General features: G+C 59.4%; 19 protein-coding genes. 15 read left to right on the top strand and 4 right to left on the bottom strand.

The window, feature by feature from the left end:
- The first annotated feature begins 59 nt into the window (after positions 1 to 59).
- On the top strand, positions 60 to 1,466 hold the full coding sequence (locus KUA23_RS28770; protein WP_100491915.1) for an OprD family porin: 1,407 nt from the start codon (positions 60 to 62) through the stop codon (positions 1,464 to 1,466).
- 291 nt (positions 1,467 to 1,757) lie between these two features.
- A complete protein-coding gene (locus tag KUA23_RS28765) occupies positions 1,758 to 2,396 on the top strand; it encodes a peroxiredoxin (protein WP_078050628.1) in 639 nt (212 codons plus the stop codon).
- Positions 2,397 to 2,516: 120 nt separating this feature from the next.
- Here the strand turns inward: KUA23_RS28765 and KUA23_RS28760 are convergent, their stop codons facing one another.
- A complete protein-coding gene (locus KUA23_RS28760) occupies positions 2,517 to 2,714 on the bottom strand; it encodes a hypothetical protein (protein ID WP_149873291.1) in 198 nt (65 codons plus the stop codon).
- On the opposite strand from KUA23_RS28760, the gene ssuE reads away from it, so the two are divergent.
- The 6 genes from ssuE to KUA23_RS28730 all read left to right on the top strand — a co-directional run bounded on the left by ssuE (position 2,713) and on the right by KUA23_RS28730 (position 7,465).
- A complete protein-coding gene (gene ssuE / locus KUA23_RS28755; protein WP_015886424.1) occupies positions 2,713 to 3,306 on the top strand; it encodes an NADPH-dependent FMN reductase in 594 nt (197 codons plus the stop codon). The genes KUA23_RS28760 and ssuE overlap by 2 nt on opposite strands.
- 94 nt (positions 3,307 to 3,400) lie before the next feature.
- Positions 3,401 to 4,369 carry a sulfonate ABC transporter substrate-binding protein gene (locus KUA23_RS28750; RefSeq protein WP_252993205.1) on the top strand — a complete coding sequence of 323 codons (969 nt, stop codon included), beginning with the start codon at positions 3,401 to 3,403 and terminating at the stop codon, positions 4,367 to 4,369.
- Between the two features lie 25 nt (positions 4,370 to 4,394).
- Complete coding sequence (gene ssuD / locus KUA23_RS28745) at positions 4,395 to 5,543, top strand: FMNH2-dependent alkanesulfonate monooxygenase (protein ID WP_003176786.1); 1,149 nt, start codon at positions 4,395 to 4,397, stop codon at positions 5,541 to 5,543.
- 9 nt (positions 5,544 to 5,552) lie between these two features.
- Positions 5,553 to 6,341 (top strand): aliphatic sulfonate ABC transporter permease SsuC, encoded by a 789-nt coding sequence (gene ssuC / locus KUA23_RS28740; protein WP_078050626.1) that lies wholly within the window; start codon positions 5,553 to 5,555, stop codon positions 6,339 to 6,341.
- On the top strand, positions 6,338 to 7,144 hold the full coding sequence (gene ssuB, locus KUA23_RS28735; protein WP_252993204.1) for an aliphatic sulfonates ABC transporter ATP-binding protein: 807 nt from the start codon (positions 6,338 to 6,340) through the stop codon (positions 7,142 to 7,144). Before ssuC ends, ssuB begins: the two co-directional genes overlap by 4 nt.
- 105 nt (positions 7,145 to 7,249) lie before the next feature.
- On the top strand, positions 7,250 to 7,465 hold the full coding sequence (locus tag KUA23_RS28730) for a TOBE domain-containing protein (RefSeq protein ID WP_003213899.1): 216 nt from the start codon (positions 7,250 to 7,252) through the stop codon (positions 7,463 to 7,465).
- Between the two features lie 113 nt (positions 7,466 to 7,578).
- On the opposite strand, the gene KUA23_RS28725 is transcribed toward KUA23_RS28730, so the two are convergent.
- The gene (locus KUA23_RS28725; RefSeq protein WP_252993203.1) at positions 7,579 to 8,208 is read right to left on the bottom strand and encodes a TetR/AcrR family transcriptional regulator; all 630 of its coding nucleotides are present in this window, start codon (positions 8,206 to 8,208) and stop codon (positions 7,579 to 7,581) included.
- Between the two features lie 241 nt (positions 8,209 to 8,449).
- Positions 8,450 to 9,826 (bottom strand): glutamine synthetase family protein, encoded by a 1,377-nt coding sequence (locus KUA23_RS28720; RefSeq protein ID WP_010207341.1) that lies wholly within the window; start codon positions 9,824 to 9,826, stop codon positions 8,450 to 8,452.
- A 598-nt stretch (positions 9,827 to 10,424) separates the two neighbouring features.
- On the opposite strand from KUA23_RS28720, the gene KUA23_RS28715 reads away from it, so the two are divergent.
- The 7 genes from KUA23_RS28715 to KUA23_RS28685 all read left to right on the top strand — a co-directional run bounded on the left by KUA23_RS28715 (position 10,425) and on the right by KUA23_RS28685 (position 18,827).
- The gene (locus KUA23_RS28715) at positions 10,425 to 11,783 is read left to right on the top strand and encodes a glutamine synthetase family protein (protein ID WP_065902296.1); all 1,359 of its coding nucleotides are present in this window, start codon (positions 10,425 to 10,427) and stop codon (positions 11,781 to 11,783) included.
- A 58-nt stretch (positions 11,784 to 11,841) separates the two neighbouring features.
- Complete coding sequence (locus KUA23_RS28710) at positions 11,842 to 13,206, top strand: aspartate aminotransferase family protein (protein ID WP_099493165.1); 1,365 nt, start codon at positions 11,842 to 11,844, stop codon at positions 13,204 to 13,206.
- Positions 13,207 to 13,402: 196 nt separating this feature from the next.
- Positions 13,403 to 14,497 (top strand): polyamine ABC transporter substrate-binding protein, encoded by a 1,095-nt coding sequence (locus KUA23_RS28705; protein ID WP_071490483.1) that lies wholly within the window; start codon positions 13,403 to 13,405, stop codon positions 14,495 to 14,497.
- A gap of 226 nt (positions 14,498 to 14,723) precedes the next feature.
- A complete protein-coding gene (locus KUA23_RS28700; protein WP_078050622.1) occupies positions 14,724 to 15,818 on the top strand; it encodes a polyamine ABC transporter substrate-binding protein in 1,095 nt (364 codons plus the stop codon).
- A gap of 68 nt (positions 15,819 to 15,886) precedes the next feature.
- Complete coding sequence (locus KUA23_RS28695) at positions 15,887 to 17,029, top strand: ABC transporter ATP-binding protein (RefSeq protein ID WP_003195240.1); 1,143 nt, start codon at positions 15,887 to 15,889, stop codon at positions 17,027 to 17,029.
- Complete coding sequence (locus tag KUA23_RS28690) at positions 17,026 to 17,946, top strand: ABC transporter permease subunit (RefSeq protein ID WP_078050621.1); 921 nt, start codon at positions 17,026 to 17,028, stop codon at positions 17,944 to 17,946. Before KUA23_RS28695 ends, KUA23_RS28690 begins: the two co-directional genes overlap by 4 nt.
- On the top strand, positions 17,943 to 18,827 hold the full coding sequence (locus KUA23_RS28685) for an ABC transporter permease subunit (protein WP_034116303.1): 885 nt from the start codon (positions 17,943 to 17,945) through the stop codon (positions 18,825 to 18,827). Before KUA23_RS28690 ends, KUA23_RS28685 begins: the two co-directional genes overlap by 4 nt.
- A 131-nt stretch (positions 18,828 to 18,958) precedes the next feature.
- Here KUA23_RS28685 and KUA23_RS28680 read toward each other — a convergent pair whose 3' ends face one another.
- Entirely contained in the window at positions 18,959 to 19,600 is a 642-nt protein-coding gene (locus KUA23_RS28680) for an HD domain-containing protein (RefSeq protein ID WP_099493162.1), read from the bottom strand.
- Between the last annotated feature and the right edge of the window lie 163 nt (positions 19,601 to 19,763).

Genomic DNA, 19,763 nt, shown 5'->3' with positions numbered 1-19,763 from the left:
CGAGGGCGTCAGACCCGAGACCAAAGAAATACAAAAATTAGAAATGAGAGGAGCGGTACATGAAGAAGTCCACCTTGGCTTTGGCTGTAGCTTTGGGCGCAATCGCCCAGCAAGCAGGCGCTGCCGGTTTCATTGAAGACAGCAAGGCAACACTGGGGCTGCGTAACTTTTACATCAACACTGACAACCGTGACGACGCTACCAAAGCGGCCGGCGCGCAGAACAAGCAAGAAGAATGGGGTCAAGCCTTCGACCTGCGTTTCATCTCCGGTTATACCCAAGGCACCGTAGGCTTCGGTCTTGATGCTATCGGCCTGCTGGGCGTGCGCCTGGACTCGGGTGGCGGCACCAACGGCGCCACTGCTCGTTCGACTGGCAACGCCGGTTCTTACGGCGGCACGGTTTTCCCGAGCAAGTCCAACGGCGAAGCTGTTGACAACTACTCCAGCCTGGGCCTGACCGCCAAGGCGAAGATCTCTCAAACCGAACTGAAGCTGGGTACTCTGCAACCCAAGCTGCCGGTTATCGTGACCAACGATGGTCGTCTGCTGCCGCAAACCTTCCAGGGCGGCCAGATCACCACGAACGACATCAAAGACCTGACGCTGGTTGCCGGTCAGATCGAGAAGGTCAAGGGTCGTAACTCCAGCAACGTCGAGAACCTGTCTATCGCAGGTGCCAACGGCCGTACAGCCGCTGGCCGTGACAGCAACAAGTTTTACTACGCTGGTGGCGACTACAAAATCACCAAAGACCTGACTGCCCAGTACTACTACGGCAATCTGGATCAGTTCTACAAACAGCACTTCCTGGGCTTGCTGCACAACTGGGCAATCGGTCCTGGTGTGCTGAAAACCGACCTGCGCTATTTCAATAGCCGCGACGATGGCGCCAACGGCCACGACGCGAATTACTACACCACAGGTGACTACGGCACCAACGCCGCCGGTGCGACCGTCACCAAAGGTAAGGTCGACAACAACCTGTACAGCGGCTTGTTCCTGTACACCCTGGGTGGTCACACCTTCGGTGGTGGTTACCAGGTCAGTAACGGTAACAGTGACTTCCCTTGGTTGAACCAAGGCGACGGTTCGTCGGCTTACCTGACCACCGACATGCAGATTGCCAAGTTCGCCCGTGCCGGTGAACGTACCTGGCAAGCTCGCTACGCCTACGACTTTGCCAAGGTTGGCGTACCAGGTTTGACCGCCGGTGTGGTCTACCTGCGTGGTGACAATATCGACACCCGCGGTAACGTCGGTTCGACCCGGCCGCAACGTGCTGTCAATGGCGACGGCGGGAACGAGTGGGAACGTGACATCACTGTTGCCTACGTCGTACCAGAAGGTCCGTTGAAGAACGTCGGTGTGGCATGGAAAAACGCAATGTGGCGCAACGACATTCCTGGCCAGCGTAACCAAGACGAAAACCGTCTGATCGTCAGCTACTCGCTGCCACTGTTCTAGTAGCGTGAAGCTGTTGTAAGTGTGCAAAACCTTGCCCGGTGCAACACCGGGCAAGGTGTCTTGCTTTCAAGTCGGGCCAAACCCCCGCAGGCCCTTCCTGAACCCCTCTGTGTACAGCGTCTCAAGGCCTTCTCGAACCTTGGAAGCGATGGTGCTCCTCGCCTTCGAATACGTCCAATGAACAGATTTTTAATATTCCTTTATCGTCTAGATAAATCGATATTTATTCTTTTTAAATAATCCGCAATGCATGCACAGTGGGCTCCATAAGCACTCACCAGGAGCCACACCATGAGCCTAAGACTGGGCGATATCGCCCCCGACTTCGAACAGGATTCCAGCGCCGGCAAGATTCGTTTCCACGAATGGCTGGGCGATAGCTGGGGTGTGTTGTTTTCCCACCCGGCGGACTTCACCCCGGTGTGCACCACCGAGTTGGGCTTCACCGCCAAGCTCAAGGACGAATTCGCCCAGCGTGGCGTCAAGGCCATCGCCCTGTCGGTGGACCCTGTGGACTCGCACCACAAGTGGATCGAAGACATCAACGAAACTCAGAACACCGTCGTCAATTTCCCGATCCTGGCCGACGCCGATCGCAAGGTGTCTGACCTGTATGACCTGATCCACCCCAACGCCAGTGACACCCTCACCGTGCGTTCCTTGTTCGTCATCGATCCGAACAAGAAGATCCGCCTGACCATCACCTACCCGGCCAGCACCGGGCGCAACTTCCACGAAATCCTGCGGGTCATCGACTCGCTGCAACTGACCGACAACCACAAGGTTGCCACACCCGCCAACTGGCAGGACGGTGACGAGGTGGTGATCGTGCCGTCGCTCAAGGATGAGGACGAGATCAAGAAACGCTTTCCGAAGGGTTACCGGGCGGTGAAGCCGTACCTGCGGCTGACCCCTCAGCCCAATCGTTGATGCTGAAATCGCCATCGCGGGCAAGCCCGGCTCCCCCAGGGGAATACGGTCAACTGTGGGAGCTGGGCTTGCCCGCGATGGCGGCGGTGCATGTACCACAGCATTGAGATGTAAACCGAATCACATAGCAGGGGTTTTCAGGCCGTTTTCACGGCCTTTTTTTTCGCCTGGGATTTGATCGCTCGCATATGCATTTAAAGAATAAACACATGAAAAAATAAGATTTAAAGATATATAAATCTGCTGATAAGGTCTGTTCCATCTTGGCGCCATCGCCACACAGCGAACCGCCGACACCTGCTCAAGGAATTCCTGCATGTTGGTCGTAACACTTGGAGGCAGTCCCAGCCAGCGTTCCCGCTCCGGGGTGTTGCTGGATAAAACCCGTCAGTGGTTGCAAGACAAAGGCGTAGAAGTGGTGAGTTACCAGATACGGGACTTCCCGGCGGAGGACTTGCTGCACGCGCGCTTCGACAGCCCCAAGGTCATCGACCTGCTGCAACAAGTGGCTAACGCGGACGGCCTGGTGATCGCTACGCCGGTGTACAAGGCGTCGTTCTCCGGCGCGCTGAAAACGGTGCTGGACCTGCTGCCCGAGCGCGCCCTGGCGCACAAGATCGTATTGCCAATGGCCACCGGCGGCAGCATCGCCCACATGCTGGCGGTGGACTACGCGTTGAAGCCGGTGCTGTCGGCGCTGAAAGCCCAGGAATTGCTGCACGGCATCTTTGCCGAAGACAGCCAGATTGCTTATGGCGAGGGCAGCGCCCAGGCGCAACTGGTGCCGGTGCTCGAACACCGTTTGCACGAGGCCCTGGAAACGCTTTACGGCGCCATGGCCCGTCGCCCGAAACCGCTGGACCCCCATGTGTTGAATGAACGTTTGTTGAGTGCTCGCTGGAGCATTTAAGCCACACCGAAATGTAAAAAACTCACCTTACTCAGCCGCCAACGGCCAAGCAGGTGCAGCCAACCCCCTCATCGCATTATTTGGAGAGAGCGCCATGCGCACTGTCATCTTGCGTCGTGGTCTGGTCGCACTGTTTGCTGCGGCTGTGTCCTTCGGCGCCATTGTTCAAGCTCAAGCGGCCGAGACCCTGCGGATCGGGTATCAGAAGTACGGCACGCTGGTGCTGCTCAAGGCCAAGGGCACCCTGGAAAAACGCCTGGCGGCCCAGGGCGTGAACGTGCAGTGGACCGAGTTTCCTGGCGGCCCGCAATTGCTTGAAGGCCTGAACGTCGGCTCGATCGACTTCGGCGTCACAGGCGAAACCCCGCCGGTCTTCGCCCAGGCAGCCGGCGCCGACCTGGTCTACGTGGCCTACGAGCCGCCAGCACCGACCAGCGAAGCGATCCTGGTGCCGAAAGATTCGCCGATCAAATCCGTGGCCGAGCTCAAAGGCAAGAAAGTCGTGCTCAACAAAGGCTCCAACGTGCACTACCTGTTGGTACGTGCCCTGGAAGATGCCGGCCTGAGATACACCGACGTGCAGACCGTGTTCCTGCCGCCCGCCGATGCCCGCGCCGCCTTCGAACGTGGCAGCGTGGATGCCTGGGTGATCTGGGACCCGTATCAGGCCGCCGCCGAGAAACAACTGCAAGCCCGCACCCTGCGTGACGGCACCGGCATTGCCGATAACCACCAGTTTTACCTGGCAACCAAGCCGTACGCTGAAAAGCATCCGGAAGTGGTCAAGGCCCTGATCGAAGAAGTGCGCGCCGTGGGCGAATGGTCCAAGGCCAACCCACAGGAAGTGACTGAACAAGTAGCGCCGCTGCTCGGCCTGCCGGCTGACATCACCCTGACCTCGGTGAAACGCCAAGGCTACGGCGCACTGTTCCTGACCCCGGAAGTGGTGGCGGCCCAGCAGAAAATCGCCGACAGCTTCTACCAACTCAAATTGATCCCCAAGCCCTTGAACATCAAGGACGTGATCTGGACGCCACCCGCCGCCGTGGCCAAAGCGCCGTAATCCGACTTCTTCAGGAGACAACTCCATGAGCCTCAATATTTTCTGGTTCCTGCCTACCCACGGCGACGGCCATTACCTTGGCACCGCCGAAGGCGCTCGCGCCGTTGACCACGGTTACCTGCAGCAAGTGGCCCAAGCCGCTGACCGCCTGGGTTTCGGCGGGGTGCTGATTCCCACCGGTCGCTCTTGTGAAGATTCGTGGCTGGTGGCCGCCTCGCTGATCCCCGTGACCCAGCGTCTGAAATTCCTAGTCGCGCTGCGCCCTGGGATCATTTCCCCGACGGTAGCGGCGCGACAGGCTGCGACCCTTGACCGCTTGTCCGGTGGCCGTGCGCTGTTCAACCTGGTCACCGGGGGTGATCCGGAGGAATTGGCCGGCGATGGCTTGTTCCTCAGCCATGAAGAGCGCTACCAGGCCTCGGTGGAATTCACCCGTATCTGGCGCCGTGTGCTGGAAGGCGAAACCGTGGATTACGACGGCGAACACATCAGCGTCAAAGGCGCCAAGCTGCTTTACCCGCCGATCCAGCAACCGCGTCCACCGCTGTACTTCGGCGGTTCTTCCGAAGCGGCCCAGGACCTGGCAGCCGAACAGGTGGAAATGGTGCTGACCTGGGGCGAGCCGCCGGCGGCCGTCGCGGAGAAAATCGAACAGGTGCGCGCCAAGGCCGCGAAACTCGGGCGCACCGTGCGCTTCGGGATTCGCCTGCATGTCATCGTGCGTGAAACCAACGATGAAGCGTGGAAAGCCGCCGACAAACTGATCTCCCATCTGGACGACGACACCATCGCCCGTGCCCAGGCCTCCCTGGCGCGTTTCGATTCCGTCGGCCAGCAACGCATGGCTGCCTTGCATGGTGGCAACCGCGACAACCTCGAAGTCAGCCCCAACCTGTGGGCCGGCGTCGGCCTGGTCCGCGGCGGTGCGGGTACCGCGCTGGTGGGCGATGGCCCAACCGTAGCAGCGCGCGTGAAGGAGTACGCAGCGCTGGGCATCGACACCTTTATCTTCTCCGGTTATCCACACTTGGAAGAGTCGTATCGCGTCGCAGAGCTGCTGTTCCCCCACTTGGATATCGAACGTCCCGAGCTGCCGAAAAGCGCCGGCTACGTGAGCCCGTTCGGCGAGATGGTCGCCAACGACATCCTTCCCAAAGCTGCGTCACAGAGCTGAGGCAGCGCCATGAACTATGAAAAACTAAGCCACCGTGTGGCGCCCTGGGTACTGCCGGTTCTATTGCTGGCGGTGTGGCAGTTGTCGGTGTCGGCGGGCTGGTTGTCCACCCGGATCCTGCCGGCCCCCAGCGCAGTGATTGAAGCCGGCATCAACCTGGTCGCCAGCGGCGAAATCTGGACCCACCTGGCCATCAGCGGCTGGCGTGCCGGCCTGGGTTTCCTGATCGGTGGCAGCATCGGCCTGGCACTGGGCTTTATCACCGGCCTGTCGAAGTGGGGCGAACGCCTGCTGGACAGCTCGGTGCAGATGATCCGTAACGTGCCGCACTTGGCGCTGATTCCCCTGGTGATCCTGTGGTTCGGCATTGACGAGACGGCGAAGATTTTCCTGGTCGCCCTCGGCACGCTGTTTCCGATTTACCTCAACACCTACCACGGCATTCGCAACGTCGACCCGGCGCTGGTGGAAATGTCGCGCAGCTATGGCTTGTCCGGGTTCAGCCTGTTCCGCCAGGTGATCCTGCCGGGTGCGCTGCCGTCGATCCTGGTGGGCGTGCGCTTTGCCCTGGGCTTCATGTGGCTGACGCTGATCGTGGCGGAAACCATCTCCGCCAGTTCGGGCATCGGCTACCTGGCGATGAACGCCCGTGAATTCCTGCAAACCGATGTGGTGGTGTTGGCCATCGTCATGTACGCCATCCTCGGCAAACTCGCCGACCTGGCCGCTCGCGGTCTGGAGCGTGTGTGGCTGCGCTGGCACCCGGCGTATCAAGTGAACAAAGGAGGTGCGGCATGACAGCTCAACAACCCCCGCGCCTGCTCAAGGGCATTCCCCTGGCGGTACGCAAGTTGCGCAAGGCCTTTGGCGCGCGCGAAGTGCTCAAGGACATCGACCTGCACATTCCGGCCGGCCAATTCGTCGCGGTGGTCGGTCGCAGTGGTTGTGGTAAAAGCACCTTGCTGCGCCTGTTGGCCGGCCTGGACAAGGCCAGCGGCGGCGAGCTGTTGGCCGGTTCCGCACCGCTGAGCGAAGCCATTGAAGACACGCGGTTGATGTTCCAGGAAGCGCGCTTGTTGCAGTGGAAAAAGATCATCGACAACGTTGGCCTGGGTCTTAAAGGCAACTGGCGCCCCAAGGCGCTGGAGGCTCTGGAAGCGGTCGGCCTGGCCGAACGCGCCAATGAATGGCCAGCGGCGCTGTCCGGCGGGCAGAAGCAACGCGTGGCCCTGGCCCGTGCGCTGATCCACCAACCGCGCTTGCTGCTGCTGGATGAGCCGCTGGGCGCACTGGATGCCTTGACCCGCATCGAGATGCAGCAACTGATCGAAAACCTGTGGCAGAAGCACGGTTTCACCGTGTTGCTGGTGACCCACGACGTCAGCGAAGCCGTGGCGATTGCCGACCGCGTCATCCTGATTGAAGACGGCGAAATCGGCCTGGACCTCATCGTCGACCTACCGCGCCCGCGTGCCCGGGGCTCGCATCGATTGGCCGCGCTGGAAGCCGAAGTGCTCAACCGTGTGCTGTCGTTGCCCGGCACACCGCCGGAACCCGAACCTGTTTCACCGCTGCCTACGCAATTGCGTTGGGCGCAATAAAGCAGCGGCAAGCTTCCAGCCTCAAGCTGTAAGGGAAAGCAATGCGCTTTTACTTGCAGCTTATAGCTAACAACTTGCAGCTATTTCGACCCGAGGAGAAATCGTATGACTATTAAAGCCATCAACGTGCGTAACCAGTTCAAAGGCACCATCAAGGAAATCGTCGAAGGCGACGTGCTGTCGGAAATCGACGTGCAGACGGCGTCCGGCATCGTGACGTCCGTGATCACCACCCGTTCGGTCAAAGAGCTGGAGCTGGTGATTGGCAGCGAAGTGATTGCCTTCGTTAAATCCACCGAGGTATCGATTGCCAAGTTGTGATCGTTCTTGAGGTCGCCATCGGGGGCAAGCCCCCTCCCACATTTGATAGACGGCGCGGTCAACATGTGGGAGGGGGCTTGCCCCCGATGAGGCCATCCCTGTCTCTCAAGAAATCAGCGCTTGGGCAGATAGGGCGGCAAATAAAGCCCCACATACGCGTCAAACACCCGCATCCCTTCATCCGCCATGCGCGGTGTGATCAGCCCATGCTGATGCACCGAGCGCGCATACACGCGGTCGCTCAGTTCCAACGCCAGGGCAAACACGTCTACATCGCTGGGCAGTGTCGGCACTTCAAAGTGGCGATTGAACACCTCCAGCATCAAGTTCCCCAACTCCAGATCATGCTGGCGATCCGCCTGGGTCACTTCAGTGAGCCCGTGCTGGGCCAGGATCAACTGGCGTGCGGCGGCATCCTGGTCGTAGATGGAGAGCATGCGTTGCTCGACGATGCAGGACAGGTCGCGCCAGTGCTTGAGTGACTCGTGCTCGATGGGTGCCTGGATCGCTGCCCGGAAGGCCGCGTGGACGTCTGCCGTGAGTGCCTCCAGCAAGGCCGGTACGCTGGCGAAGAAGTGATACACCGATGACGGTGGAATCTGCGCACGCTCGGCCACGCTGTAGATCGACAAACCTGCCACGCCTTCGGCGGCCAGCAAGGTGCGGGCGGCGTCGAGGATCGCGTCGATCCGGGCCTGGCTGCGGGCGCGGGGTTTGCGAGGGGCGGCGGGGCGGGTGGTCATGGAAGTCTCCTACAAGGCAGGGAGCATTGTACGCAGAGCCTGGGGAGGATCCATACCTAGGGCGGGGGCTTTTGTGGTGAGCGGGCTTGCCCCGCGCTGGGCTGCGAAGCGGCCCCAATAAAAACGCCGCATTCTGTCAGGCAGAATGCGGCGTCTGGTTTTAGGGCGGCTTCGCCACCCAGCGCGGGGCAAGCCCGCTCACCACAGCAAGCCCGCTCACCACAGTTACGGCAGCAACCGCTTACACGGTATGCAAGTACCAGTTGTACTCAAGGTCGGAGATGGAGTGTTCAAACTCTTCCAGCTCACTTTCCTTACAGGCGACGAAGATATCGATGTATTTAGGATCGATGTACTTGGCCATCACCTCGCTGTCGTCCAACTCGCGCAATGCATCGCGCAGGTTGTTCGGCAGGCTTTGCTCGTTTTGCTCGTAGCTGTTGCCTTCCACCGGTGCATTCGGCTCGATCTTATTGGTCAGGCCGTGGTGCACGCCTGCCAGGACCGAAGCCATCAGCAGGTAAGGGTTGGCGTCGGCACCGGCAACGCGGTGTTCGATACGGACCGCATCGGACGAGCCGGTCGGTACGCGAATCGCCACGGTGCGGTTGTCCAGGCCCCAGCACGGCGAGTTCGGCACGTAGAACTGTGCGCCGAAACGGCGGTAGGAGTTGACGTTGGGGCACAGGAACGCCATTTGAGCGGGTAGGGTCTCGAGCACACCGCCGATCGCGTGACGCAATGCGGCGTTCTGCTCGGGATCCTCGCTGGCAAAGATGTTCTTGCCGTCTTTGTCCAGGATCGAGATGTGCACGTGCAAACCGTTGCCTGCCTGGCCTGGGTAAGGCTTGGCCATGAAGGTGGTGTCCATCTCATGGTCGTAGGCGATGTTCTTGATCAGGCGCTTGAGCAGTACTGCGTAGTCGCAAGCCTTGATCGGGTCGGCCACGTGGTGCAGGTTCACTTCGAACTGCGCCGGGGCACTTTCCTTGACGATGGCGTCGGCCGGGATGCCTTGCTCTTTTGCCCCTTCCAGAATGTCCTGGAGACAGTCGACATATTCGTCGAGGTCGTCGATCAGGTAGACCTGTGTCGAGTGCGGGCGTTTGCCGGAGATCGGCGAGCGGGGCGGTTGTGGGCGGCCGTTCACGTTCTCCTGGTCGATCAGGTAGAACTCAAGCTCGAAGGCGGCGCAGATGGTCAGACCGAGGTCGTCAAATTTGCTTACAACTTGGCGGAGCACTTCGCGCGGATCGGCGAAGAAAGGTTCACCTTCAAGTTCGTGCATGGTCATCAGCAATTGCGCGGTAGGGCGCTTTTGCCAAGGTTCATTGCACAGGGTGTCGGGGATTGGATAACAGATTCGGTCAGCATCACCGATGTCCAGGCCCAGGCCGGTGCTTTCCACCGTAGAGCCGTTGATATCCAGGGCAAATAAAGAGGCAGGCAGGTTAATGCCCTTCTCGTAAACCTTGTGGAGGCTGGTGCGTTCGATGCGCTTGCCGCGCACCACACCATTCATATCCGCAATTAGAAGGTCTACGTACAGAACCTCAGGATGATCCTTAAGGAACGCGTTCGCTTCGTTAAGCTGAACGGCACGCGGGGGTACCGACATGATGCAACACCTTTGTTGTTAAAAATATCAATCATTGATCTTTTCTGGTTTCAGTCAACCCGAACGGCATGCCGAAGTCAAGCGAGGCCTTTTTTGCCCTAAAAAAGCGCCACGAGGGCTTTTTTGGGGCTTTTTGGGGCGGTTTTTTGGGTTTGGAGGGCTTGGGACTAGCAGGCTTGAGCGGGCCGTGTTGTATTTTTTACGGGGGTGTTGTGTAAAAAAATGAACAAGGCTAAGCTCGATTCAAACCCATAACAGCAATAATACCGGGGTGCTTCATGTGTCTCCTGCCGCCCAACGGCGTCTTGGCCTGCTTCAGTCAGGCTGTGTCACCCATATATTCCTCCCGCGTGATAGCGCGTGGCCCGGCCAATATTCTTGACGCCCGGTCCAATCTCTTTTTTGCCTCCTCGCATGCCTTTGAAACACGCCCGACCCGTGTGCTGCTCAAGATTGCACACAACTTTGGCGTGAGGAATGCAACGCTGCAGCAAATGGCAGGTAAGCTCCTACCCTGAATGAAAAAAACGACGCGGATGCTGCGTCAACCAACGCCTGGCCTTTAATGGATGCCAGGAAACCCAGCCCAGAGGCATTTATGAGTAACAACCTCGACCAGCTCACCGATTGGTTGAAAGACCACAAGATCACAGAAGTCGAATGCATGATTGGCGACCTCACCGGCATCACCCGGGGCAAGATCTCGCCGACCAACAAGTTCATCGCTGAAAAAGGCATGCGCCTTCCCGAGAGCGTTCTGTTGCAGACCGTGACCGGCGACTATGTCGAAGACGACATTTATTACGAATTGCTCGACCCGGCCGACATCGACATGATCTGCCGTCCCGACCAGAACGCGGTATTCCTGGTGCCCTGGGCCATTGAGCCGACCGCCCAGGTGATCCACGACACCTACGACAAGCAAGGCAACCCGATCGAGCTGTCGCCGCGCAACGTGCTCAAGAAAGTCCTCAAGCTCTACGCCGACAGAGGCTGGCAGCCCATCGTGGCGCCGGAGATGGAGTTCTACCTGACCAAGCGCTGCGAAGACCCGGACTTCCCGCTGCAACCGCCGATTGGCCGTTCTGGCCGCCCGGAAACCGGTCGCCAGTCCTTCTCTATAGAAGCGGCCAACGAATTCGACCCGCTGTTCGAAGACGTCTACGACTGGTGCGAACTGCAGGAGCTGGACCTCGATACCCTCATCCACGAAGACGGCACGGCGCAGATGGAAATCAACTTCCGTCACGGCGATGCACTGTCCCTGGCCGACCAGATCCTGGTGTTCAAGCGCACCATGCGTGAAGCCGCGCTCAAGCACGATGTGGCCGCAACGTTCATGGCCAAGCCCATGACTGGTGAGCCTGGCAGTGCGATGCACCTGCACCAGAGCATCATCGACATTGCCACCGGCAAGAACGTCTTCTCCAATGAAGACGGGACCATGAGCCAGCTGTTCCTCAACCACATTGGCGGCCTGCAGAAATTCATCCCTGAATTGCTGCCATTGTTTGCCCCCAACGTGAACTCGTTCCGCCGCTTCCTGCCCGACACTTCGGCGCCGGTCAACGTGGAATGGGGCGAGGAAAACCGCACTGTCGGCCTGCGCGTACCGGACGCCGGCCCGCAGAACCGTCGTGTGGAAAACCGCCTGCCGGGTGCCGATGCCAACCCGTACCTGGCGATTGCCGCCAGCCTGCTGTGTGGCTACATCGGCATGGTCGAAGGCCACAACCCGAGCGCGCCGGTGGTGGGCCGTGGTTACGAGCGACGCAACCTGCGCCTGCCGTTGACCATCGAAGACGCCCTGGAACGCATGGAAAACAGCAAGACCATCGAGAAATACCTGGGTCAGAAATTCATCACAGGTTACGTCGCGGTCAAGCGGGCCGAGCATGAAAACTTCAAGCGCGTGATCAGTTCGTGGGAGCGGGAATTCCTGCTCTTCGCCGTCTGATGCGCCGGGCGCGTCGTAGGAAAGGCGCGCCCTCACCTGAAAAGTCTAGGAGATTGGTATGTCCAGCAACAACCCGCAAACCCGTGAATGGCAAGCCTTGAGCAGTGATCACCACCTGGCGCCGTTCAGCGACTTCAAGCAATTGAAAGAGAAAGGCCCACGGATCATCACCAAAGCCCACGGCGTTTACCTGTGGGACAGCGAAGGCAACAAGATCCTCGACGGCATGGCCGGCCTGTGGTGCGTGGCGATCGGTTACGGTCGCGATGAACTGGCTGACGCCGCCGCCAAGCAGATGAAAGAACTGCCGTACTACAACCTGTTCTTCCAGACCGCTCACCCGCCGGTGCTGGAGCTGGCCAAGGCCATTTCCGACATCGCGCCTGCCGGCATGAACCACGTGTTCTTCACCGGTTCGGGTTCCGAAGGCAACGACACCATGTTGCGCATGGTCCGCCACTACTGGGCGATCAAGGGCCAGCCGAACAAAAAAACCATCATCAGCCGCAAGAATGGCTACCACGGTTCCACCGTGGCCGGCGCCAGCCTGGGCGGCATGACGTACATGCACGAGCAGGGCGACCTGCCGATCCCGGGCATCACCCACATCGCCCAGCCATACTGGTTTGGCGAAGGCGGCGACATGAGCCCGGAAGAATTCGGCGTGTGGGCGGCCAACCAGCTGGAAGAGAAGATCCTGGAATTGGGCGTGGACAACGTCGGTGCCTTCATTGCCGAGCCGATCCAGGGTGCCGGTGGCGTGATCGTGCCACCCGCCACCTACTGGCCGCGCATCAAGGAAATCCTCGCCAAGTACGACATCCTGTTTATCGCCGACGAAGTGATCTGCGGTTTCGGCCGTACCGGCGAGTGGTTCGGCAGCGATTTCTACGACCTCAAGCCGCACATGATGACCATTGCCAAGGGCCTGACCTCGGGCTACATCCCCATGGGCGGCCTGATCGTGCGCGATGAAGTGGTGGACGTCCTCAACGAAGGGGGTGATTTCAACCACGGCTTCACCTACTCCGGTCACCCGGTGGCCGCTGCGGTGGCGCTGGAAAACATCCGCATCATGCGCGACGAGCAAATTGTTAAGCGTGTGCACGACGAAACGGCACCCTATTTGCAGAAACGTCTGAGGGAGCTGGCTGATCACCCTCTGGTGGGTGAAGTGCGTGGTGTCGGCATGCTCGGTGCGATCGAACTGGTCCAGGACAAGGCGACGCGCAAGCGTTACGAAGGCAAGGGCGTTGGCATGATCTGCCGCACCTTTTGCTTCGAGAATGGCCTGATCATGCGCGCCGTGGGCGACACCATGATCATTTCGCCACCACTGGTGATCAGCAAGGCTGAAATCGACGAGCTGGTCACCAAGGCTCGGCAGTGCCTGGACCTGACTTTGGCGGCATTGCAGGGCTAAGTGCTAGGCTCAGGACGCAGCGGCTTTCGGGCGCCGCGTCCTGAGCAGTTATAAATGAGGCTTTGGTTGAAAGCCGGCCTCGGAACTTGCCAGACTGTCGCCCTGTTTTGTTGCCCTTTGGCTGGGCCTCGAAACATATAAAGCTTGTGGCCCAAAAAAGAAAAAATTGGAGCATCACCAAATGAAGGCATTAGGTTTGAAGAACGCTGGCAAGACCCTCCTCGCCTTGTCCCTGATGGGCGCAATGGCGGGCGCGGCCCAGGCCGACGATAAAGTGCTGCACGTCTACAACTGGTCCGACTACATTGCACCGGACACCATCGCCAACTTTGAAAAAGAGTCGGGCATCAAAGTGGTGTACGACGTTTTCGACAGCAACGAAACCCTGGAAGCTAAGTTGCTGGCAGGCAAGTCCGGCTACGACATCGTCGTACCGTCGAACAACTTCCTCGCCAAGCAGATCAAGGCCGGTGTCTACCAGGAGCTGGACAAGTCCAAGCTGTCCAACTACGACAACCTGAACAAATCCCTGCTTAAAGCCGTGTCGGTCAGCGACCCGGACAACAAGCACGCCTTCCCGTACATGTGGGGCTCGATCGGCATCGGCTACAACCCGGAGAAGGTCAAGGCCGCGCTGGGCGTGGACAAGATCGATTCCTGGGACGTGCTGCTCAAGCCCGAGAACATCGCCAAGCTGAAAAGCTGCGGCGTGAGCTTCCTCGATTCGCCGACCGAAATGCTGCCTATCGCGCTGCACTACCTGGGCCTGCCGACCGACAGCCAGAAGAAAGACGACCTCAAGCAGGCCGAAGCGCTGTTCCTCAAGATCCGTCCTTCGATCGGCTACTTCCACTCGTCCAAGTACATCTCCGACCTGGCCAACGGCAACATCTGCGTAGCCGTGGGTTACTCGGGTGACATCCAGCAAGCCAAGTCTCGTGCTGCTGAAGCGGGTGGCAAGGTCAAGGTTGCCTACGACATTCCGAAAGAAGGTGCTGGTAGCTTCTTCGACATGGTCGCCATCCCTAAAGATGCCGAAAACGTCGACGCAGCCTACAAGTTCATGAACTACCTGTTGAAGCCGGAAGTCATGGCGTCGATCACCAACAGCGTACGGTTCCCGAACGGTAACGAGAAAGCCACTGCACTGGTCGACAAAGACATCACCAGCGACCCGGGCATCTACCCGCCAGCGGACGTGCAGGCCAAGCTCTACGCCATTGCCGACTTGCCGGCTGCAACCCAGCGTGAAATGACACGCAGCTGGACCAAGATCAAATCGGGTAAGTAAACCGTAATACCTGTGGGAGCGGGCTTGCTCGCGAAAGCGGTGTATCAGTTGATACAGATGCTGGCTGACACACCGCCGTCGCGAGCAAGCCCGCTCCCACATACACCAGCGCCAACACATTAAATGACAGAAAGTTTTGCCGGATCGGTTTATCGAGGGTAAGTTGCGCGCCGGTTTTGTTGCCGGGCAACAACTTTAAGGCCCAACTATTTAAGAGGACCTCCACTTGCCAATTTCTTTATTTCGCAAAGCCATGCTGGTGGGTGCAGGTATCACGCTCACGTTGAGCGTACAGGCCGCACCGACCGTGCATATTTATAACTGGTCGGATTACATCGGCGACGACACCCTGGCCAACTTCGAAAAGGCCAGCGGCATCAAGCCCGTGTATGACGTGTTTGACTCCAACGAAACCCTGGAAGGCAAGCTGCTGGCCGGGCGTACCGGTTACGACGTGGTGGTGCCGTCCAACCACTTCCTCGGCAAGCAGATCAAGGCCGGGGCGTTCCAGAAGCTCGACAAGTCGTTGCTGACCCACTACGCCAACCTCGACCCGGTGCTGCTCAAGCGCCTGGAAAAGAATGACCCGGGCAACCAGTACGCCGTGCCGTACCTGTGGGGCACCAATGGCATTGGTTACAACGTCGATAAAGTGAAGGAAGTGCTGGGCGTCGACCATATCGACTCCTGGGCGGTGCTGTTCGAGCCTGAGAACATGAAGAAGCTGGCGACGTGCGGCGTGTCATTCATGGACTCGGCGGATGAAATGCTGCCGGCGGTGCTCAACTACATGGGCCTGAACCCCAACAGCACCAACCCCGAAGACTACAAGAAGGCCGAAGAGAAGCTGCTCAAAGTGCGGCCCTACGTGACCTACTTCCATTCATCCAAATACATCTCGGACCTGGCCAACGGCAACATCTGCGTGGCGGCAGGCTTCTCTGGCGATGTGTTCCAGGCCAAGGCCCGTGCGGCTGAAGCGGGCAAAGGCGTGAACATCGCCTACGCGATCCCGAAAGAAGGCGGCAACCTGTGGTTCGACGTGCTGGCTATCCCCAAGGATGCGACCAACGTCAAAGAGGCCCACGCCTTCATCAACTATTTGCTGCAACCTGAGGTGATCGCTCAGGTCAGTGATTACGTCGGTTACGCTAACCCTAACCCAGGGGCGGACAAACTGATGAAGCAATCGATACGCACGGACGAAGCGGTTTACCCACCGCAGGCGGTGCTCGACAGGACATTCGTCAACTTCGAGCTACCCCCGAAAGTGCAACGTTTGATGACCCGTAGCTGGACCAAGGTCAAGACGGGCAAGTAAGGCTCAAACTATCCAAGGCAGGCCCGCATTGGGTCCGCTGCACTCTTTTTTTTCTGGGAGTTTCGTAAATGGCAGTTGCCTCCGGCGCCTATAAGAAAGCCCTCGAGGGCGACCAGACACCGAAAAAGGTGCTGGTCAAAATCGACCGGGTCACGAAGAAGTTCGACGAGACGATTGCCGTGGACGATGTGTCCCTGGAAATCAAGAAAGGCGAGATCTTCGCCTTGCTCGGCGGTTCGGGTTCGGGCAAGTCCACCTTGCTGCGCATGCTCGCAGGTTTCGAGCGCCCGACTGAGGGCCGCATCTACCTCGACGGTGTGGACATCACTGACATGCCGCCCTATGAGCGGCCGATCAACATGATGTTCCAGTCCTACGCCTTGTTCCCACACATGACTGTGGCGCAGAACATCGCGTTCGGCCTGCAACAGGACAAGATCCCCAAGGCCGAGGTCGACGCCCGCGTGGCCGAGATGCTCAAGCTGGTGCAGATGAGCCAGTACGCCAAGCGCAAGCCGCACCAATTGTCCGGTGGCCAGCGCCAGCGTGTGGCCCTGGCCCGTTCCCTGGCCAAGCGCCCGAAACTGCTGCTGCTCGATGAACCCATGGGCGCCCTCGACAAGAAGCTGCGTTCGCAGATGCAGCTGGAACTGGTGGAGATCATTGAGCGCGTCGGCGTGACCTGCGTGATGGTGACCCACGACCAGGAAGAGGCCATGACCATGGCCGAGCGCATCGCGATCATGCACCTGGGCTGGATCGCGCAGATCGGCAGCCCGATCGACATCTACGAAACGCCTACCAGCCGCCTGGTATGCGAGTTCATCGGTAACGTCAACATCTTCGACACCCAGGTGGTCGATGACGCCGAAGGCCATGCGGTGCTCAAGTGCCCGGACCTGGACCGCGACATCTACGTGGGCTACGGCATCGCCACGTCGGTGGAAGACAAGTCGGTGACCTACGCGATTCGCCCGGAAAAACTGCTGGTCACCACCGAAATGCCGACCTGCGAGCACAACTGGTCCAGCGGCAAGGTGCACGACATCGCCTACCTGGGCGGCCACTCGGTGTTCTACGTGGAGCTGCCGAGCGGCAAGCTGGTGCAGTCCTTCGTGGCCAACGCCGAACGCCGTGGCCAGCGGCCGACCTGGGGTGACCAGGTGTACGTATGGTGGGAAGACGACAGCGGCGTGGTACTTCGCTCATGAACATGAAGAAGCTCAAGCGCCGCCTGCAACGAATAACGCCCAGTGGCCGTCATGCGGTCATTGGCATTCCCTTCCTGTGGCTGTTCCTGTTCTTCATGCTGCCGTTCTTCATCGTCCTGAAGATCAGCTTTGCCGAAGCCGACGTAGCGATCCCGCCCTACACCGAGATCTACACCTTCGTTGAGCAGAAACTGCAGTTGGTGCTCAACCTGGCCAACTACGCGATGCTCGGCGACGACGAGTTGTACATCGCCGCGTACCTGGGCTCGCTGAAAATGGCGTTCTTCAGCACAGTGTTGTGCCTGTTGATCGGCTACCCGATGGCCTACGCCATCGCCAGTGCGCGCAAAGAGATGCAGACCGTGCTGGTGCTGCTGATCATGATGCCGACCTGGACCGCGATCCTGATCCGCGTGTATGCGTGGATGGGCATTCTCAGCAACAACGGTTTGCTCAATGGCTTCCTGATGTCCATCGGGTTGATCAACGAGCCGCTGCAGATCCTCAACACCAACATCGCGGTGTATATCGGCGTGGTCTATTCGTACCTGCCGTTCATGATCCTGCCGCTGTACGCCAACCTTGTTAAGCACGACCAGAGCCTGCTGGAAGCTGCATCGGACCTGGGTTCGAGCACCTTCAACAGTTTCTGGAAGATCACCGTGCCGCTGTCCAAGAACGGCATCATCGCCGGCTGCATGCTGGTGTTCATCCCGGTGGTGGGTGAGTTTGTGATCCCGGAACTGCTGGGCGGCCCGGAAACCCTGATGATCGGTAAAGTGTTGTGGCAAGAATTCTTCAACAACCGTGACTGGCCGGTGGCCTCTGCCTTGGCGGTGGTGATGCTGGCGATCCTGATCGTGCCGATCATCCTGTTCAACCGCAGCCAAGCCAAAGAGATGGAGGGCAAGATATGAAGCGCTTCAGTTTCTCGAGTTTCATGCTGGTGGCGGGGTTGTTGTTCATCTACCTGCCGATGCTGATCCTGGTGATCTACTCGTTCAACGAATCCAAACTGGTGACGGTGTGGGGCGGTTGGTCGATCAAGTGGTACGTGGGCCTGCTGGACAACACCCAGTTGATGGGCTCGGTGGCACGCTCCCTGGAAATCGCCTGCTACACGGCGGTGGCCGCAGTGGCCCTGGGTACGTTGGCGGCGTTCGTGCTGACGCGCATCAGCCAGTTCAAGGGCCGCACGCTGTTTGGTGGCCTGGTGACTGCGCCGCTGGTCATGCCGGAAGTGATCACGGGGCTGTCGCTGTTGCTGCTGTTCGTGGCCATGGCGCAGATGATCGGTTGGCCCCAGGAGCGTGGCATCGTCACCATCTGGATCGCCCATACCACCTTCTGTGCGGCGTATGTGGCGGTGGTGGTGTCGGCGCGTCTGCGTGAGCTGGACCTGTCGATCGAAGAGGCGGCGATGGACCTGGGGGCGCGGCCGTGGAAGGTGTTCTTCCTGATCACCATCCCGATGATCGCGCCGTCGCTGGCGGCGGGCGGCATGATGTCGTTCGCACTGTCGCTGGATGATTTGGTACTGGCAAGTTTCGTGTCGGGCCCTGGCTCGACCACCTTGCCGATGGAAGTGTTCTCGGCGGTGCGCCTTGGGGTCAAACCCGAGATCAACGCCGTGGCCAGCCTGATCCTGCTGGCGGTGTCGCTGGTGACGTTCCTGGTGTGGTTCTTCAGCCGCCGTGCCGAAGAGCACCGCAAGAAAGCCATCCAGCAAGCCATTGAAGAAGCCGCCGCCGATGGCTGGCAGCAGCCGGACAAGCGTCGGGCACCTGCACCGGTCTAACTGACGGAATGCGGTAAAGAAGTGGGAGCTGGCTTGCCTGCGATAGCGGTCTATCAGTCGACAGATGAGTCGACCGGCAGGGCCCCATCGCAGGCAAGCCAGCTCCCACAGTTGATTGCATTTCAGGTCAACTATGCAGTCCAGGGAGACTTGCGGATCACCTCGACAAAATTCATCGGCTTGAACCCCGGCTCCTGATCCACCAGCACATCCGTCTTCACGTTGCCAAACGTGGTCTGCGGACGATGGCGCAAGCCGTCGGCAAACGCGCAGATGATGCACTCCTTGAACCCTTCACCGCGTGGATGCGCATGCACCACGGCTTCGCGCTGCACGGTGCTGAACGCGGCGTAGTCGATGCCCAGCACGTCCATCTCTACACCGGCGGTTACCAGTGCCACGGTCGGGCGCAAATGCTGCGGTACACCCGGCGTGGTGTGCAAGGCGATGGACAGCCACACCTGTTCGATATCGTCATCGGTCAGCCCATAGGGCTTGAGGAACGCGGCTGCCGCGTTGGCGCCGTCGACTTCAAAGCGTTCGTTGTCACTGCGATGACCTTCCACCAGGCCCAGGTCGTGGAACATCGCGCCGACGTAGAGCAGTTCCGGGTTATAGGCGAGTTGCTTGCGTTCACCGCTCAACGCACCGAACAGGAACACCCGGCGGGAATGGTGGTAGAGCAGGTCGGATTCGACGTCGCGGATATATTCGGTGGTGGCCTTGGCCAGTGCGCTGTCCGGGATCTGGATGCCGGCGATGGTGGTGCTCATGGTCGTTCTCCTCTGGAAAGATTCCAGTCTGGTCTTGTGCCAGCGAAGGGGCCATTGCGGCGAGGGAGCAATCCCGGCCAATGTGGTTGTACATCGTGCCAAAGGTGTACTCGGTCAAATGTGGGAGCTGGCTTGCCTGCGATAGCATCGACTCGGTATACCT

It is taken from the genome of Pseudomonas pergaminensis, assembly GCF_024112395.2.
Taxonomy (GTDB): domain Bacteria; phylum Pseudomonadota; class Gammaproteobacteria; order Pseudomonadales; family Pseudomonadaceae; genus Aquipseudomonas; species Aquipseudomonas pergaminensis.
Note: the sequence above shows the minus strand (reverse complement) of the source record. Positions and strands in the feature narration are given on the sequence as shown.

Bases quoted from the DNA above. Each gene is read 5' to 3' on its own strand.
- KUA23_RS28680 (WP_099493162.1), bottom strand. From the start codon at position 19,600: ATGAGCACCACCATCGCCGGCATCCAGATCCCGGACAGCGCACTGGCC.
- KUA23_RS28765 (WP_078050628.1), top strand. From the start codon at position 1,758: ATGAGCCTAAGACTGGGCGATATCGCCCCCGACTTCGAACAGGATTCC.
- KUA23_RS28730 (WP_003213899.1), top strand. From the start codon at position 7,250: ATGACTATTAAAGCCATCAACGTGCGTAACCAGTTCAAAGGCACCATC.
- ssuD (WP_003176786.1), top strand. From the start codon at position 4,395: ATGAGCCTCAATATTTTCTGGTTCCTGCCTACCCACGGCGACGGCCAT.
- KUA23_RS28760 (WP_149873291.1), bottom strand. From the start codon at position 2,714: ATGCAGGAATTCCTTGAGCAGGTGTCGGCGGTTCGCTGTGTGGCGATG.
- KUA23_RS28715 (WP_065902296.1), top strand. From the start codon at position 10,425: ATGAGTAACAACCTCGACCAGCTCACCGATTGGTTGAAAGACCACAAG.
- ssuC (WP_078050626.1), top strand. From the start codon at position 5,553: ATGAACTATGAAAAACTAAGCCACCGTGTGGCGCCCTGGGTACTGCCG.
- KUA23_RS28710 (WP_099493165.1), top strand. From the start codon at position 11,842: ATGTCCAGCAACAACCCGCAAACCCGTGAATGGCAAGCCTTGAGCAGT.
- KUA23_RS28770 (WP_100491915.1), top strand. From the start codon at position 60: ATGAAGAAGTCCACCTTGGCTTTGGCTGTAGCTTTGGGCGCAATCGCC.
- KUA23_RS28750 (WP_252993205.1), top strand. From the start codon at position 3,401: ATGCGCACTGTCATCTTGCGTCGTGGTCTGGTCGCACTGTTTGCTGCG.
- KUA23_RS28690 (WP_078050621.1), top strand. From the start codon at position 17,026: ATGAACATGAAGAAGCTCAAGCGCCGCCTGCAACGAATAACGCCCAGT.
- KUA23_RS28725 (WP_252993203.1), bottom strand. From the start codon at position 8,208: ATGACCACCCGCCCCGCCGCCCCTCGCAAACCCCGCGCCCGCAGCCAG.
- KUA23_RS28720 (WP_010207341.1), bottom strand. From the start codon at position 9,826: ATGTCGGTACCCCCGCGTGCCGTTCAGCTTAACGAAGCGAACGCGTTC.
- ssuE (WP_015886424.1), top strand. From the start codon at position 2,713: ATGTTGGTCGTAACACTTGGAGGCAGTCCCAGCCAGCGTTCCCGCTCC.
- KUA23_RS28685 (WP_034116303.1), top strand. From the start codon at position 17,943: ATGAAGCGCTTCAGTTTCTCGAGTTTCATGCTGGTGGCGGGGTTGTTG.
- KUA23_RS28695 (WP_003195240.1), top strand. From the start codon at position 15,887: ATGGCAGTTGCCTCCGGCGCCTATAAGAAAGCCCTCGAGGGCGACCAG.
- ssuB (WP_252993204.1), top strand. From the start codon at position 6,338: ATGACAGCTCAACAACCCCCGCGCCTGCTCAAGGGCATTCCCCTGGCG.